This window comes from Chryseobacterium aquifrigidense, from assembly GCF_006716485.1.
GTDB lineage: Bacteria > Bacteroidota > Bacteroidia > Flavobacteriales > Weeksellaceae > Chryseobacterium > Chryseobacterium vietnamense.
Genome location: NZ_VFPD01000002.1, coordinates 124807 through 141510, shown reverse-complemented (window position 1 = coordinate 141510; position 16704 = coordinate 124807). Strand labels below are relative to the sequence as shown.

At 36.0% G+C, this 16704-nt stretch carries 18 protein-coding genes; 12 read left to right on the top strand and 6 right to left on the bottom strand.

The features are described 5' to 3' along the window. Positions 1-127: 127 nt before the first annotated feature. Together FB551_RS15755 and FB551_RS15750 are read left to right on the top strand one after the other, a co-directional pair. Positions 128-814 carry a LysE family translocator gene (locus tag FB551_RS15755; RefSeq protein ID WP_047426457.1) on the top strand — a complete coding sequence of 229 codons (687 nt, stop codon included), beginning with the start codon at positions 128-130 and terminating at the stop codon, positions 812-814. Next, complete coding sequence (locus FB551_RS15750; RefSeq protein WP_142018199.1) at positions 811-1740, top strand: S66 peptidase family protein; 930 nt, start codon at positions 811-813, stop codon at positions 1738-1740. Before FB551_RS15755 ends, FB551_RS15750 begins: the two co-directional genes overlap by 4 nt. Here FB551_RS15750 and FB551_RS15745 read toward each other — a convergent pair. Then, positions 1737-2852: an outer membrane protein assembly factor BamB family protein gene (locus tag FB551_RS15745; RefSeq protein ID WP_142018198.1), complete on the bottom strand. Its 1116-nt coding sequence runs from the start codon at positions 2850-2852 to the stop codon at positions 1737-1739. The genes FB551_RS15750 and FB551_RS15745 overlap by 4 nt on opposite strands. Before the next feature lie 38 nt (positions 2853-2890). On the opposite strand from FB551_RS15745, the gene FB551_RS15740 reads away from it, so the two are divergent. The 3 genes from FB551_RS15740 to tsaB all read left to right on the top strand — a co-directional run bounded on the left by FB551_RS15740 (position 2891) and on the right by tsaB (position 4842). After that, complete coding sequence (locus FB551_RS15740; RefSeq protein WP_142018197.1) at positions 2891-3262, top strand: YraN family protein; 372 nt, start codon at positions 2891-2893, stop codon at positions 3260-3262. Between the two features lie 82 nt (positions 3263-3344). Then, positions 3345-4094: an SDR family NAD(P)-dependent oxidoreductase gene (locus tag FB551_RS15735; protein WP_047426449.1), complete on the top strand. Its 750-nt coding sequence runs from the start codon at positions 3345-3347 to the stop codon at positions 4092-4094. Positions 4095-4161: 67 nt separating this feature from the next. Continuing rightward, the gene (gene tsaB / locus FB551_RS15730) at positions 4162-4842 is read left to right on the top strand and encodes a tRNA (adenosine(37)-N6)-threonylcarbamoyltransferase complex dimerization subunit type 1 TsaB (RefSeq protein WP_142018196.1); all 681 of its coding nucleotides are present in this window, start codon (positions 4162-4164) and stop codon (positions 4840-4842) included. A 16-nt stretch (positions 4843-4858) separates the two neighbouring features. On the opposite strand, the gene porW is transcribed toward tsaB, so the two are convergent. The 4 genes from porW to FB551_RS15710 all read right to left on the bottom strand — a co-directional run bounded on the left by porW (position 4859) and on the right by FB551_RS15710 (position 9391). Then, complete coding sequence (gene porW / locus FB551_RS15725; RefSeq protein ID WP_142018195.1) at positions 4859-7414, bottom strand: type IX secretion system periplasmic lipoprotein PorW/SprE; 2556 nt, start codon at positions 7412-7414, stop codon at positions 4859-4861. Between the two features lie 148 nt (positions 7415-7562). Continuing rightward, positions 7563-8126 carry a Maf family protein gene (locus FB551_RS15720; RefSeq protein ID WP_142018194.1) on the bottom strand — a complete coding sequence of 188 codons (564 nt, stop codon included), beginning with the start codon at positions 8124-8126 and terminating at the stop codon, positions 7563-7565. A 7-nt stretch (positions 8127-8133) separates the two neighbouring features. Then, entirely contained in the window at positions 8134-8652 is a 519-nt protein-coding gene (locus FB551_RS15715; protein WP_047380044.1) for a KdsC family phosphatase, read from the bottom strand. Continuing rightward, the gene (locus FB551_RS15710) at positions 8642-9391 is read right to left on the bottom strand and encodes a Rossmann-like and DUF2520 domain-containing protein (RefSeq protein WP_142018193.1); all 750 of its coding nucleotides are present in this window, start codon (positions 9389-9391) and stop codon (positions 8642-8644) included. Before FB551_RS15710 ends, FB551_RS15715 begins: the two co-directional genes overlap by 11 nt. 181 nt (positions 9392-9572) lie before the next feature. Between FB551_RS15710 and FB551_RS15705 the strand changes: the two genes are divergently transcribed. The 6 genes from FB551_RS15705 to dinD all read left to right on the top strand — a co-directional run bounded on the left by FB551_RS15705 (position 9573) and on the right by dinD (position 15163). After that, the gene (locus tag FB551_RS15705; protein ID WP_034694015.1) at positions 9573-10124 is read left to right on the top strand and encodes an RNA polymerase sigma factor; all 552 of its coding nucleotides are present in this window, start codon (positions 9573-9575) and stop codon (positions 10122-10124) included. Between the two features lie 17 nt (positions 10125-10141). Then, on the top strand, positions 10142-10684 hold the full coding sequence (locus tag FB551_RS15700; protein WP_047426438.1) for a hypothetical protein: 543 nt from the start codon (positions 10142-10144) through the stop codon (positions 10682-10684). Between the two features lie 6 nt (positions 10685-10690). After that, positions 10691-11203 carry a hypothetical protein gene (locus FB551_RS15695; protein WP_047426437.1) on the top strand — a complete coding sequence of 171 codons (513 nt, stop codon included), beginning with the start codon at positions 10691-10693 and terminating at the stop codon, positions 11201-11203. A 101-nt stretch (positions 11204-11304) separates the two neighbouring features. Further along, a complete protein-coding gene (locus FB551_RS15690; RefSeq protein ID WP_142018192.1) occupies positions 11305-12324 on the top strand; it encodes a hypothetical protein in 1020 nt (339 codons plus the stop codon). A 123-nt stretch (positions 12325-12447) separates the two neighbouring features. Continuing rightward, positions 12448-14244 (top strand): translation elongation factor 4, encoded by a 1797-nt coding sequence (lepA, locus tag FB551_RS15685; RefSeq protein WP_142018191.1) that lies wholly within the window; start codon positions 12448-12450, stop codon positions 14242-14244. A gap of 76 nt (positions 14245-14320) precedes the next feature. After that, positions 14321-15163 carry a DNA damage-inducible protein D gene (gene dinD / locus FB551_RS15680; protein WP_142018190.1) on the top strand — a complete coding sequence of 281 codons (843 nt, stop codon included), beginning with the start codon at positions 14321-14323 and terminating at the stop codon, positions 15161-15163. A 41-nt stretch (positions 15164-15204) separates the two neighbouring features. Here dinD and FB551_RS15675 read toward each other — a convergent pair whose 3' ends face one another. Continuing rightward, entirely contained in the window at positions 15205-15849 is a 645-nt protein-coding gene (locus FB551_RS15675; protein WP_142018189.1) for a DUF1579 domain-containing protein, read from the bottom strand. Between the two features lie 122 nt (positions 15850-15971). On the opposite strand from FB551_RS15675, the gene FB551_RS15670 reads away from it, so the two are divergent. After that, positions 15972-16667 (top strand): NUDIX hydrolase, encoded by a 696-nt coding sequence (locus FB551_RS15670; protein ID WP_142018188.1) that lies wholly within the window; start codon positions 15972-15974, stop codon positions 16665-16667. The last annotated feature ends 37 nt before the right edge of the window (positions 16668-16704 follow it).

The window sequence follows — 16704 nt, the reverse complement described above, 5'->3', positions numbered from 1 at the left end:
AAAAAAAATACATTAAACTCTGATTAAAATCCACTTGATATATCACAACTTTATTGAATAATTAAATCATAAAGTCTAACTTTGTATTAAACGAAATGAATTTTTATTCATTTTAAAACACCACTTAATGCTAGAACTTGTACTATCTGCCATCATATTAGGATTTATGCTGAGCCTGGTTTTCATAGGACCTATTTTTTTCCTGTTAATTGAAACCAGCTTCTCCAGAGGACCCAGACATGCCCTGTCACTGGATCTTGGTGTGATTACCGCAGATTTATTATGCATTGTAGCAGCTTATTATGCCAGTACGGATATTGTTTCTTTAATTGATAAACATCCGGGGTTTTACAGGATCACCTCTATTCTTATTTTCGTCTATGGAATTGTGATGCTGGTTACCAAAACCAAAATGCATTTGCCTGGTGAAGAAAGGATTATCGGGCAGAACTATATCAAGACATTTTTCAATGGTTTTTTCTTTAATCTTCTCAATGTCGGAGTCATCCTTTTCTGGCTCGTAACGGTAATTTCCGTAAGGAATCAATATCCGGACACCAGCAGTTTTGTTTTATACATAAGCATAGTCCTGGCTACCTACCTGTCTATAGATCTTGCCAAGATATTTCTTGCCAAGCAATTTCACGATAAATTAACACAAAAACTGGCCAACCAAATCAGAAGAGTTGTTGGCTGTATTCTTATTGTCTTCAGTTTCTTTATTTTCCTGCAGAGTTTTAAAAAGTTCAATCAGTTTGAAAAACAGCTGGAGGAAGCAGAAAAGAAAGAAGTAAAATATCAAAAAACAAAATGAAAAAAATGATCTTTCCCAAGTCCCTTAAAAAAGGAGACAAAATAGCTGTTATTTCCCCTGCAGGAGCGGTAGATACCTCTCAACTGGAAAAAGGAATAGAAATGATTAAAAGCAGAGGTTTTGAACCCGTTCTCGGAGAACATCTCTATACTAAATTTTCAAACGGATACAATTATGCCGGAACAGAAAAGGAAAGAACAAAAGATATCAACTGGGCCTTAAACGATAAAGAAATAAGAGCGGTATGGGCTTCCCGAGGTGGATATGGCTGCCAGCACCTTATCCAGCACCTGACACTGAAAAATTTTAAGGAAAACCCGAAATGGTACATTGGATATTCCGATAATACAGTTATCCAGAGTTATCTGATGAAAAAAGGATTTGCTTCCATCCATGGACAAACCATTAAAACATCCAGCTTTGGAGTTACAGATGAAAGTTATGATCTTATTTTCGATATCCTGAAAGGGAAAAAGCCAAAATACACCCTTGAATCTCACCAATTGAATAAAAAAGGGAGTATTCAGGGAGAACTGGTCGGAGGGAATTTAGCCCTTATCTATGCCCTTCTGGGAACAAAATATTCATTCGATTTTAAAGACAAGATTCTGTTTATCGAAGATATCGGAGAAAACTTCTATGCACTGGACCGTATGATCATGAGTCTGGAGCTGGCAGGTGTCTTCAATAAAATCAAAGGATTGATTGTTGGCGGAATGACCAATATGGGAGATGAAAAGGAAAACAACAGCTATGAAGAAAGTTTTGATGAGTTTGTTTATAAACTGATCTCTGACAGAATTTCAAAGTATAATTTCCCGGTAGTATTTGCCTTCCCGAATGGACATATTAAAGACAACAGGCCATTGATTATTGGAGCTGAAATTAACATAAAAGCTGATGATAAAGTAAAGGTAGAGTTTTAATCTCTACCTCCCGATTTGCTTGGGTAAACGACCTTACCATCTTTATTGATTATGACAGGCGCTGAAGTGGTGACTGCCTTCATTGGAAATCTCCATTTTTCTGTACCATCGTTTTCAGAAAAGGCATACACATAATTTGAACCACCGCCTCCAATAAAAACAGTACCGTCTGTAGAAACCGCTTCTGCACTATTGGAATAAATTGTTTTTTGCCACCTTGTGTTTCCGGTCTGTTTATCAATAACAGTAAGATTTCCCGAGCTGGAATTTACCGTAATGTAGTTTTCATTAACAAAAGGGCTGCTTGAGTAATTACCCGAATTATAGGACTGCCAGATAATATTTCCGGTTACAGCATCCATTTTGTACAATGCGTTTTTATCAGTAACATATAAATATCCGTCTAAAATTGTAGGAGAAGAATACTCAACAGAGCTGCCAAGTTGCTTTTCCCAATTGAGTTGACCTGTGTTTTTATTGATATTGTAAATATTGCCATTCCTGTTTCCAATATAAAGATTATTCCCAACTATGGATGAGGATGAAGAATTAAAAATGCTGCCGGTATAATATTTCCATTTTAAAGCTCCACTACCCTGTTCCAAAGCATAAACATAACCATCATCACTGGCAAAATACACAATATCTCCAGATACCACAGGGCTCGAGCTTACATTAAATCCAGCAGTATATTTCCATTTTAATTCTCCGGTGGCTGTATTTAATGCATAAAAATTGTCATCATCGCTTCCAAAGAAAACGGTATTATTATAAACGTAAACGCTGGATTCTATTGCTTCATTTGTCTTGAATTTCCATAATAAAGTTCCTTTTGATGCATCTATAGCATAAAGGTAACTGTCTGTACAGCCCACATACAATACGTTATTACTATAAAAAGCAGTACTATATTGAAAGCGGCCATTAAGAACCGAAAACACCCATTTTAATTGGCCGTTTTGAGAATTAATAGCATAATATTCATTGGTGCCGCCAATAAACATTATGTTTTTCGGGTTATTATCTGTTGGGGTTTCATTGTTTTCATCAGATGAAGAACAGCCAATTGAACTTATAATCAGAATAGTACAAATAAATAAATTAAATTTCATAGGTTTGGAAAAAGTACAGCAATAATACAAAATTTATTATGGCAAATCACAATGACTTCGGTATCTTAGCAGAAGATTTAGCAGTTGAATATTTGGAAAGAAACGGCTACAAAATCCTTATCAGAAATTTTCGTTTTAAGCATAACGAAATTGATATTATTGCTGAAAATGATAATCTGATTATTATCGTAGAAGTGAAAGCGAGATCCACCGATGCCTTTATGCTCCCTCAGGAAGCTGTAACCAAAACAAAAATAAAATCCATTGTTTCTGCAGCCAATCATTATCTGGAGGAATTTAATAAAGACCAGGAAGCCAGATTTGATATTATTTCTGTTCTTCCCGATGATAATAAAAACTTAATGATTGACCATATCAAAGATGCTTTTCAGGCCTTTGATGCAAATTAATAAATCAATACAACAATGTTTGAATGTATCAGGATCATGACATTGACAGAGTAGTGCATTCAGACATTTAATACCCAATTTTATGAAGACAATATTGATCACCGGAGCAACTTCCGGTATAGGTAAAGCCACTGCAGAGCTTCTTGCAAAACAAGGAAACAGAATTATTATTTGTGGAAGGAGAAATGAGGTGCTGGAATCTGTGAAAACAGAGCTATCTGAATTTACCGAAATATTTAGTTTAATGTTTGATGTAAGGAATCTTGAGGAAGTTGAAACAGCCATTAATGCTCTCCCGGAAAACTGGAAAGAGATTGATGTACTGATTAATAATGCAGGGAATGCTCATGGGTTAGATCCTCTTTCTGAGGGTAAGACTGATGACTGGGATTCTATGATTGACGGCAATGTCAAAGGATTGCTCTATGTTTCTAAAATGATCATTCCAATGATGAAAACTAAAAATTTAGGTCACATTGTAAATATCAGTTCTGTAGCAGCAAGACAAACTTACGCAAATGGAGTAGTGTACTGTGCAACGAAGAAAGCAGTAGACGTTATTTCGGAAGGAATGAGGCTGGAGCTTACCGAATTTGGAATCAAAGTAACCAACATTCAGCCGGGAGCTGTAGAAACAGATTTCTCTCTGGTAAGATTCAAGGGAGACAGTGAAAAAGCTTCAACGGTGTATGCGGGCTATGATGCTCTGAAAGCCGAAGATATTGCTGATGCTATTGCTTACTGTGTAAATGCACCGAAACATGTTACTGTTTCTGATATGACCATCTATCCAAGCGCTCAGGCTGAGCCAAGAACAATTTATAGAAAATAGTCCAAAATAATGGAGTAAATTTGCAGAATATTAAAAGCAATTTTGCTGTTTAGCTTAAAACAAAAAAATGAAAATTCTATATCTGGAAACATCATCCAAGAACTGTTCAGTAGCAGTATCAGACAATGAAAAGCTGTTATGCCTTTGTGAAGAAGTTTCTGAAAACTATAAACAGTCTGAAAGTCTTCACACCTATGTAGAATGGGCATTGGAAGGAGCGGGGATTTCCCTTAAAGATATTGAGGCCGTTTCTTTAGGTAAAGGTCCCGGATCTTATACAGGTCTGAGAATTGGTGCTGCCTCTGCAAAAGGCTTTTGCTATGGACTCAGAATTCCTTTGGTAGCAGTAAATTCTCTTGAAAGCATGATAGAGCCTTTTTTAGGCGCTAACTATGACTTTGTAATACCTTTGATCGATGCAAGGAGAATGGAGGTTTATACGGCAGTTTACAACGGTAATACAGGAAAAGAATTATCTGAGACAGAAGCTAAGATTTTAGATGAAAATTCTTTTGAAGAATATAAAGATAAAAAAGTTCTGTTTGTAGGGGATGGTGCTAAGAAGGCAAAAGAAATTCTGAATCTTCCGGATGCTGTTTTTAAAGAAGATGTCTATCCTTCCGCACAATACCTTATCAGGAAGACCCTGGAGAAGATAGAAAACAAAGAATTTGAAGATATGGCCTATTTTGAGCCTTTTTATCTGAAAGACTTCCACGGAGTAAAGAAAAAGAAAAGCGAAGAGTAAATCTTCGCTTTTTATTTTATTGAGGTCTTGGCGGGATCTTTGAACCCGACTTTGTATCATTCGGCTGCTTAGGACTTTGCTGTGGAGCAGCATTTGTATTAATGTTCTGCATATTGTCCAGCTTCTGTACTTTTCCGTTGTTCATTTGCGGAAGTCCCGTATTTTGAGTGTTAGGCTGTACAGGCGCTCCTGATGGCTGCTGAGGAACAGAATTTCCTTTATTATCCGTTGCCTGGAAGCTTAAGTCACTTTTCAGGTAATTCAGCATTTCTTTAGCTCTTATGCCTTCAGGTGTTTTAGAATAATTCAGGGCAATCTGCTCAAGCTGCAGAATCATAACTTCCTTTCCACTTGATTTTCCTGCATTGAATGCATTTAAAAGATATAGCTTAGGAACCAATGCATCTTTCGGATACTTCTGAATCGCCTGATCGATCACATCTTTACTTTCTGCAAATTTTTCGGATTCAAATAGTGCGTATGCCTTTTTGTATTCGTTTTCAACTTCTTCGGTTGATTTTACAAATGATTTATTCTTTGGGTTTCTGGCAAATTCAGCGTAAGAGGTATAAGGATAATCTGCCAGGAGAATTTGTTTTGCTCTTTCTGAAGCCTGTGGATTTTTCTCATAATTCATGGCAAAAATCTCATACAGCGCCTGTAACATCACTTTTTCTTCCGGTTTTACCTCTACAAGATCATAAAGCGTTTTCGTGGCCAGTGGAGTATTGGTAAAATAATTCTGATACATTATTCCCAGACCCAATGAAGCAGTATCTCTGTCCTTTTTTAGCTGTGATAATTTTCCCTGATCCGTAGGAATCTGCTCAATATAGTATGCAGGCTCAAAACGTCTTGGATTAGGCGCTGAGGTAACTCCTAACGCTTCATTCTTCATATCTTCAATAGAGGCCATTTTCTTGGATGAACGCCAGTTATCAGCCAGGGCACGGTCTCCCCAGATTTGCTTAAACGAAGAGGTTCCTTTGCTTACCGTTCCTGAATTGCTGAAATAAAACCCTTTTGTAGTGACTCCAAAATCCTCAAAAGAATTGCCGCTATTGGCAAAAATAGAATTGGCACTGTAATCACCAGTATCAAAACCTTTACTTCTTTCCGCACGTCTTCGTTCCTGTTCCTCTTTCTCTTCTTTAATCTTTAATTTTGCGATATATTTTGTAAAATAATCTGTTTTCTGACCATCATTCATCTTTGCCAGAGAAAGAATACTGTCATTCTTTTTAATCAGATAATAGTTTTTTGATATCTTCTTAATATACTCGGATTGATCCTTTAACAGGATTTTTGAAGGCTCATAAGTCATTACAGCAAGAGCAGAGTCATAATAACTTCCGGCTCCGATATAATCATTCTTATCAAGATAACTTTTTCCTATTTCATAATAAGCCAGCCCACGGATCTGCGGGTCAGAAACTTTTTCAAATAATGATTTTCTGAAGAATTGCTGGGCTTCGTCTTTCTTTCCTGCTTTATTGGCCATTAATCCTAAAGCATAATAAAATTCATTCTTTCTGGAGCCATACATTCCTTTCTTACTGATTCCTTCCAGATAATTTTTGGCTCCTGCATAATCACCTTTACCATTAAACGTTTTGGCAATAGCCACCTGAGATTTTACTTCAAATTCGAAATCACTGGCATATTTATATGCTGCAGCATAGCTTTCTCTTGCCTTATCGTTCTGGTTAAGATTTTCCAGAACCTGGCCTCTCAGATAAGCGATTCTGCTTTTCAGTTTTCTGTTAGAATTCAGTTCAAAAGCATTATCAAGTTCTTTAGCAGCTTCTTCTTTTTTTCCGGCATCAAGCAGAGATTCTGAGTAGTAAATGCTCAGCAGTTTTGCATAGCTTTTACTGATATCTTCACTTTTAAGTTTGGCAAATGTTTCATGTGCCCTATGATAATCTTTGATCTGATCATAAGCAAGTCCCTGATAAATTCTTGCAAGTGCAATCCTTTTATCATCTTTCATACGGGTGAAAACATAATTGAGTGCATCCAGGGCTTCCAGAGATTTACCTCTATAAATTCTTGCCTGTGCAAGGATCATGTAGGCATCAAAAATCTGCTTATTTTTCTCTTCACCATTTCTGGTTACAGAATATTTATTGATTGCTTTTAAAGCTTTTGCTTCTGCTATTTCCAGAGTAGTAGCGCCTTTAGTCTGTTCTCCGTCAGGTCTTGAAGGTCCATTTCCCGGAGGTCCTCCTGGGATATTCGGAATTCCGGAATTACCTCTTCCCGAAGGTCTGTTGGCTACTTCAGCCATCTTCATAGAATTTTCTGCAAAAGCTTCAGTCTGGCCAAGATCACTTCCCAAAGGTTGTTCTTCATAAGTCAGAATAGGAATGTAGGGAGCATAGAAGTTATCCTTATGCCCCTTATCTCTGGTTGTGAACTCACTGTTTAATGCATCTTTCGCATTAAAAAGGGTGTTGTAATATGTGGAAAATCCTTTCAATACTCTTGAACGCTGCTCCGGCTTTTTTGTTTTGGTAGCACAGGAAGCAACAAGACATATGACTAAAAGGAATAATATATTCTTTTTCATTATTCAATATAACTCGCTAATCTGCTTTTTATTATCAGCAGTTTGATGATTTTGTAAAAATAATAAAATTTTATAATGAATAATATTTATATTTCTCAAGGAAGTATTTTATTTCTTCTTCAATGGGTGTTTTAAACCTGATAATCTTTTAAATCAGAGAAGATTCTTTCAGGATTTTATAAACAAGATGGGTAGGAAGTCCCATAATGGTATAATAGCTTCCTGTAAGGCTTGTGATCTTTGCCATACCCAGCCATTCCTGGACACCATAGCTTCCTGCTTTATCAAAAGGCTTGTAATTCTGAATATAATAGTTTATTTCTTCATCAGAAAGATTATCCAGAGTAACATCGGCTACATCTGTTTCGGTAATGGATGTACTGGATGTTTTGATAGTAATGCCCGTGTAGACCTGATGCGTTTTTCCTGAAAGATGTTGAAGCATTTTAAAGGCATCTTCTTCATCTTTAGGTTTTCCCAGAATTTCATTATCAATAGCAACTACTGTATCAGCAGTCAGAAGCACTTCACCTACTTCCAGATCTCTGAAAGCCTGAGCCTTTAAATCAGAAAGGTAAGCGGCGGCTTCCTCTATTTTGATATTTTCCGGGATAATTTCTTCACAGTCTATTTTTACAACCTCAAATTCAAAACCAAGGCTAGAAAGAAGTTCTTTTCTTCTTGGAGATTGTGATGCTAAAAGTAATTTCATAGAGTTTTTATACAGATTGGGTATTATCGTCATGCCAGTTCCCCTGAACCTTCATTACCTGTTCAATGACATCACGAACTGCACCTGTTCCTCCTTTTTTGGGGGAAATATAATCGGAGATTCCCTTTACTTCAGGAACAGCATTTTCAGGACATGCTGCAATGGCTGAACTTTCCATGATATGAATATCCGGAAGATCATCACCCATGGTCAGAATTTCTTCGTTTTTAAGATTATGTTTCTTTTTAAAGTCTTCGAAATCATCTATTTTATTGTGAGACTTGGGATAGTAATCCTGTATACCCAGATAATTGATTCTGTGCTTTACCATTTCATCATTTCCTCCGGTAATAACACCAATTAAATAATTGTTTTTTAAAGCTTTTACTACCGCATATCCGTCCAGAACATTCATTACCCTGCACATATTTCCTCCGGGAAGTAAGTAGACGCTTCCATCTGTGAAAACTCCGTCAACATCAAATACAAATGCTTTAATATCTTTTAATTTCTCTTTATAACTCATACATTTTCTGAATAGAATGATTCATTGTTTTATAAATGTCAAGACTTTCGTCCTTTAATAACTGTTCATGCAGCTGTAAAATTCTTACATCTTTTCTTACTGCCGGTCCGGTTTGTGCCATTTTGGGTTCAATTTCATGAATTTTCTGAACTGTTTCATCAATCAGTGGTAAGAAATAATCAAACGGAATTTCCTGGGAATCTGAAATTTCTTTAGCTCTTGCAAAAAGGTGATTCACAAAATTACAGGCAAAAACAGCTGTCAGATGAATATATTTTCTTTTTTCATGAGTACTTTCCATCACTCTTTCCGAAATCTTTGAAGCAAGACCAAACAATATTTTTTGATCTTCTTCATTTTCTGCTTCTATGAAAAACGGAATTTTTTCATATTCAAGGTCTTTTGATTTTGAAAAAGTCTGTAAAGGGTAGAAGCTGGCCTTTCTATAGTTTCCGGCAAGAACTTCTTTAGAAAGAGATCCGGAGGTGTGGGCAACCAGACAGTCTTTTCCGGTTATCACCTTCGAAACTTCTTCCACTGAATGATCGCTTACACAGATGATATAAAGATCTGCTTCTTCCAGATGATCTGTAGAGTAAGGAATATTCAATTCGTGAGAAATCTGACTTAATTCTTTTTCGTTCCTCCCAAATAACTGAGCCAGAGGAATACCTTTCAAAGTGAAAGCTTTTGCCATATGATAGGCAACATTCCCGGAACCGATGATTACAATTTGCATATAACAAATATAAGATTTTAAGCTGAGCCGGGAAAGGAAGATGGCCTCAGAAATCCTGTACTTCAATATAGGCACGTTTATTGCGTAAGTGTCTCATATTATTTTTAATATTTAAAATGAAAATTGAATTTTTAATTTAACTTTCAGCTATTTTTGTAATCCAAAACAATGAAGGCATCTTATGAAGATTAAGGACGCGGAAATTATTTCGTTGATGCAGAATCCACGAACCCAGGATAAAGGGGTTCGTGCCTTGATGGATGCCTATCAAAGCAGATTGTACTGGCACATAAGAAGAATTATTGTGGACGGAGATCTTGCACAGGATACTTTGCAGGAAACTTTTATTAAAGCATATCAGAATTTTCATCAGTTCAAAAATGATAGCCAGTTGTATACCTGGTTGTACAGAATTGCTACCAACGAAGCACTACAGCAGGTTAACAAAATGAAGAAAATGCAGAAAACTGACGAAGATCCCGAATATCATATGCAGAATCTTGTTGCAGATAATACAGAAGGAGATGCTGAAGAAATACAGATTTTACTGCAGAACGCTATACAGAGTTTGCCCGAAAAGCAAAAACTGGTATTTATGATGCGGTATTATGATGATTTGCCCTACGAAGAAATATCAAAAATTGTAGATATGTCGGTAGGGACTTTAAAAACAAATTATCATTATGCCAAACAGAAGATAGAAGATTATATTAAAGAAAATTACGAAAAATAATTTTTGACCCAACAAAGATGAAAGAGTTCGACATAGAAAAATTAGAGCGTAAAAACATTTACACAGTTCCTGATAATATGTTTGAAAATATTCAGGAGAACGTCATGAATGATATAAAGACAAGTAAAAAAGCACCTGTCTTTAAGCTGAACTGGATGTATGCAGCAGCTGCATCGCTGGCTTTGATTTTTGGAGCAACTTATGTTTTTAATTCAGATAACGATTCTACGGAACAAATACTGAACTCTAAAACAACGTATGTGGCCAATAATGGAGAGCCCAAAACAGAAAGCGAGCTGGCTTATGAGACTTTAAAATCTGATTTAACTTCTGTGGAAAATAATAATCAAACAGTTGACAATCAAAAAAATAACAATGTTTATGCTTCTAAAAGTGTAAGCGAAACTAAAACAACAACAGAAAGCCCTAAACCGGTGAAAACTGTGAAGAAAAAAGAAGAAACACGAATGAATGAATATCTGGACTCGTTTTCTAATTCTGAAATTGCAGAGTTAGCAAGTAATTCGACTCAGGACGTTTATTTGGATATTTATAATTAAAAGAAAATGAAAAAGATATTATTGACGTTTTTGATTATTTATGGCTTTGGATTAAATGCCCAAAGAACAGATTATGATTGGAAGAAGATGGATCCTAAGCAAAGGAAAGAAGTCATCAATAATCTTTCTCCGGAAGAAAGAAAAGAACTCCTGAAGAAATTCAGGAACAATATGATCATGGATAATCTGAATGTTGATCCTGATGATAAAGCTGAATTTACACAATTATACAACGAATATCTGGATAGCCAGAAGCAGATAAAAAGTCAGTTTAATTCCAACTTTGATCCCGAAACTTTATCAGATGACGAAGCCAAAGCTAAGTTGCAGCAAAGTTTTGAAGTAGGGCAGAAGCTATTGGATAACAGAAAAAAATATGCAGATAAAATGCAGCAGGTAATTCCCTGCCAAAAAGTTCTGAAGCTGTTTCAATCCGAAAAGATGATGAAGGATAAAATGGATGAAAGAAACCCCCACGGAAATAATAACAACGCTTCCGGACCTAAACAGAACCCATAATAGTTTATTTTTTTAATGTTGGACGGCTCTTCCAGATCTTTTTCTGTGAGAGCCGTTTAATTTTTACAATAAAAAAATTATTTTTACCACAAACTTTATCTATGAAAAAAGCACTTTTCTTTTTATTATTTTCGATAGTATTATTCGGTCAGAAAACAGAAACCATTGATCTTTCAAAATCTATTAAAGACAGCAAAAACTCTGTCAAAAGTCTTACAGTGATAGATCAAAGAGGCAATCAGGAAATCGGAATGGTGATGTACCATAAAGATGAGGTAAAAGTTATTTTCGAAAATAATGCCAGCAAAGACATACAGGATTGGTTTTATAAATACAATCAGGTAAGGGGAAATAATGAGATGGTTTTTTTGCTTGAAAACTTGAATGTTTCAGAAGACAAAAAGGAAAAGTACTCTATCGGAAAGCTTGAATTAAAGGCAAGTACATTTATTAAGAAAGAAGACGGATATCATTTTATTGATAGAATAGATACTGTAGCAACAGTCTCATCACGAACCACTCCTTATCTGGCACAAAGCCTGGCAAGAAAAGTAACTTTAATTCTTACTGATCTTTTTAAAGAATCCTATAAAGCAACACCTTGGGAACTTAGTATTTCAGAAAATGATTTTCCTGATTATACCTCTGTATTGAAAGAAAAACTTGGTATTCTAAAAGCAGAAGAATTAAAAGAAGGAGTTTATAAAGACTATTACAGCTTTTTTACTCACAATCCTGAGCCCGGATTTACTTTGCAGACTAATGATAAAGGAATCGTTACAAAGGCAGTAAAAGGAGAAGAAAAAACGGCAATAAGGCATTTTTATGGTTTTGTGTATAAAGGCATTGCCTACAAAAATATCCCAGTGGGTTACACTGAGATTTTCAAAGATGACAAAGGTGTTTTTATTGAGGTAACAAGAGCAGAATTATTTCCTGAAACGGCAACAACGGGGGTTACAATTGGTGCAGCTGCAGGAGGTCTGATTGGTGGCGTTATTGGTGCAGTGATAGATGTCAGTTTATCAGGTAAAAAAAAGAATACTGTAGGACCTAAAGTTTATCTTGATCCTTTTACCGGAAATTATGTGTTACCGGAAAACTTTGGCAAAACAAAATAATATTTGAAAAGGGAGAAAGTTTGCCTCTCTTCTTATTGTTATCTGTGTTTCAGTTAAAAGAAAGAATTAAGAATGAAAAATTCTCCTGCATTTTCTTATCTTTGCAAACTACAAGATTCTTAAATGAAAAACATACGAAATTTTTGCATAATCGCTCATATCGACCATGGTAAAAGTACCCTGGCAGACCGTCTATTGGAGTACACCAATACCGTTACCCAAAGAGAACTACAGTCTCAGACGCTTGATGATATGGATTTGGAGAAAGAACGTGGGATTACGATCAAATCGCACGCGATCCAGATGGATTATGAGTATAAAGGAGAAAAATATATTTTAAACCTTATTGATACCCCGGGACACGTTGACTTCTCTTATGAAGTTTCCCGTTCCATTGCTGCCTGTGAAGGAGCACTTCTTATCGTAGATGCCGCACAGAGTATTCAGGCACAAACCATCAGTAACCTTTATTTAGCATTGGAAAATGATTTAACAATCATTCCGATTCTGAATAAAATTGACCTCCCGTCTGCAAATCCTGAGGAAGTAACCGATGAGATCATGAACCTTATCGGGTGCGAATATGAAGATGTATTGAGAGTTTCCGGAAAAACAGGAGAAGGAGTTCACCATCTTTTAGAACAGATTGTTGAAAGAATTCCTGCACCGGTAGGAAACCCGGACGGCCCACTACAAGCTTTGATCTTTGATTCTGTTTACAACCCGTTCAGAGGTATTGAAGCTTATTTTAAAGTAGTGAACGGAAGTATCACTAAAAATGAAAAAATCAAATTCTTCGCTACAGGAAAAGAATATGGAGCTGATGAGGTAGGTACCTTAAAACTGAAGCAGGTCCCAAAGAAAACAATCCATTGCGGAGATGTAGGATATCTGGTTTCAGGGATTAAAGATGCCCGTGAAGTAAAAGTAGGTGATACCATCACTTCTTTTGAGAAGCCTGCTGATGCACCAATTGATGGATTTGAGGAAGTAAAACCAATGGTATTTGCCGGGATTTATCCTATTGATTCTGAGGATTTTGAAGAATTAAGATTCTCTCTTGAAAAATTAAGACTGAATGATGCTTCTCTGGTTTTTGAACCGGAAAGCTCTGCAGCTCTTGGTTTTGGTTTCCGTTGCGGATTCTTAGGAATGCTTCACATGGAAATTGTTCAGGAACGTCTTGACAGAGAGTTCAATATGAACGTGATCACCACGGTACCGAACGTATCTTATTTTGGATATACTAAAAAAGAACCGGAAGTTCCGATTCTGATCAACAACCCGTCTGAAATGATGGATCCTTCGACGATGGACAGAGTAGAAGAACCTTTCATCAAGGCTTCAATCATTACAAAATCCGATTTCGTAGGAGCAGTAATGACTTTATGTATCGAAAAGAGAGGTGAGATCGTTAACCAGAGCTATCTGACATCAGAAAGAGTAGAGCTAATTTTCAATATGCCGCTTGCTGAAGTTGTATTCGACTTCTATGACAGATTAAAATCTATCTCTAAAGGATATGCTTCATTCGATTATCATCCAATAGGATTCAGAGCTTCTAAGCTTGTAAAAATGGATATCCTGATCAATGGTGATATGGTAGATGCCTTATCTTCATTGATTCACGATTCTAATGCTTATTACATCGGTAAAAGGATGTGTGAAAAGCTTCGTGAGCTGATTCCTAGACAACAGTTTGATATCGCTGTTCAGGCTGCATTAGGGACGAAAGTAATCGCAAGAGAAACGATTAAAGCCTTAAGAAAAGACGTTACCGCAAAATGTTACGGTGGGGATATCTCCAGAAAGCGTAAGCTATTGGAAAAACAGAAAGAAGGTAAGAAGAAAATGAAGCAGATTGGTAGAGTAGAAGTACCACAATCAGCATTCATGGCTGTATTAAAGTTAAATGATTAATTGTTAATCTATTATAAATTGAAACCGCTTCTGATGAAGCGGTTTTTTTTGTACATTTATAAAAACACATTATTAAATGAAATCAGAAGAAATAAAAGATTTATTCTATAAATTTGAAGAAGCCGCATCTGAACTAGAGGGAATAGAATGCTGGAGTGCAAGAAATTTACAAATACTATTGGGATATAGTAAGTGGGAAAACTTTGAAAAAGTAATTATAAAAGCAAAAGATGCTTGCAAAAACGTTGGAGAGTTAATTGAGTATCATTTTCCTGATGTCAGGAAAACGATACAAATGCCTAAAGGAGCAGAGAAAGAAATAGATGATATCTTGCTAACAAGATATGGCTGTTACTTAATCGCACAAAACGGGGATAGTAGAAAACAGGAAATATCTTTTGCACAAAACTATTTTGCTGTTCAAACTAGAAGAGCTGAATTGGTGGAACAGAGACTGTTAGAATATGAAAGAATCAAAGCTCGCAAAAAATTAAGTCAGACTGAGAAACAACTTTCAGGAATTTTATATGAAAGAGGAGTTGATAGCCAAGGATTTGCTGTTATAAGTAGTAAAGGAAATCAGGCACTTTTCCGCTTAAATACACAAATGTTAAAGAAAAAAATGGGAGTTCCTGAAAGCAGACCTATAGCAGACTTTTTACCTACAATTAGTATTAAAGCTAAAGATCTTGCCGCTGAAATGACAGGTTTAAATGTTCAAAATAAAAATTTAAAAGGACAAGTAAATATAGAGGAAGAACATATAGATAATAATTTTGCGGTTAGAGATATGCTGACAAACAGAGGAATAATCCCGGAGGATTTACCTCCAGCAGAGGATGTCAAAAAGTTACAAAGGAAATTAGATGGTGATGAGAAGAAAGTTTTAAAACAGACTAAAAAACCGTTTAAGAAATAATTTATAAAAAAACGCTTCATTAGAAGCGTTTTTTTATGGATTTATTTTTTACGGGTATAATTTATTTCCATTGTTTTGTATTCTTTTCCCGTCTTAGAATCAGGACCGTACATTTCCAGTTTTTGAGTGTTGTCATCTATAAAGGTGAATACTTCTCTGAAATCACAATCCTTTCCAGGCCTTGAAGGATCTGTCATTTTTCCTTTGAATTCAACTGACTTGGTGGAAGGATTCCAGTCACCTTCTGAATGCATGATTCCGGTTCCCATATTGTCTATCCATGTACTGACAAACTTCTTCTTTGTGTTGTCATATCCTACGATGCTCATCCCTTCAAAAGGCATTCCCATAAAGTCGCCTTTGTGATTAGTAATCTGGTAACGTCCGCCAAACATCATTTTATTGGTAGCCTCGGATTTACTCATCATAGGTTTGGCTCCGTTTTCCATCCACATTGTCGTTTCTCCTGTCCAGGTTCCGTCAGATTTTGCAAGCATTTTCTGCATTTCTCCCGGAGTGGAATACGCCGTCCAGGCTTTCATAGCTGTTGCTGAATCCACGGGTTTCCATTCAGAATTTGCAACCGTGGAATCTGCTTTATCGGTGCCATTGGCTGCAGTTGTTTTTCCTTTCTCACAAGCAATTAATAAAAATGCTGCAGAAAGAATTGTTAATAAATTTTTCATAATAATTTAGTTTTAAGATGGTTAGAATGATAAATTAAAGATAAGAACTTTTATAATAACTAAATTTTTTTTTAATACAGTCATAAATTGTAACTTTGTGTATTCGTAACGCAAATCAATTTATGGAGTCTCCAAAAAAACTACAGGATATTAAAGTGGCTGTTGATGCCGTTATCTTCGGATATTTTGATAAAAGAGATCTGCAGATCCTTCTGATTAAAAGAAATATTGAGCCTTTTAAAGGTGGCTGGGCACTACCGGGAGGACTGGTTCTCGATGATGAAAGCGTAGATGATGCGGTAAAAAGAGAACTTTACGAGGAAGCCGGCATAAAGCCCGATTTTTTAGAACAACTCTATACTTTTGGTAATCTCGGTCGTGATCCGAGAAACAGAGTGATTTCTGTCGCTTATTTAGGACTTGTTAACCCTTCCTATCATGAACTGTTTGCAGACTCTGATGCTGAAGATGCACAATGGTTCAGTATTAATAAACTCCCTTCGTTGGCATTTGATCACAAAACCATTATTGAGACTGCGTTAAAAAGACTCCGTACCAAAATTCAGTATCAGCCGATCGGTTTCAATCTTCTCAATGAAGAATTCCCTTTTTCAGACCTTGAAAACCTATATAAAACCATTGTCGGCCAGGAGATAGACAGAAGAAATTTCCGTAAGAAAATCATGAGCTATGGCTTGCTTAACGAAACCAACAATGTTAAAAAAGAAGGCAGCGGAAGGCCAGGAAAACTTTTTACTTTCAATAAAGAAAAATATAAAGAACTTGAAGAGCAGGGTTTTTATTTTGAAATTAAATAGTTATATCTAAACACAAATTTCACGAATAATGTGTCAC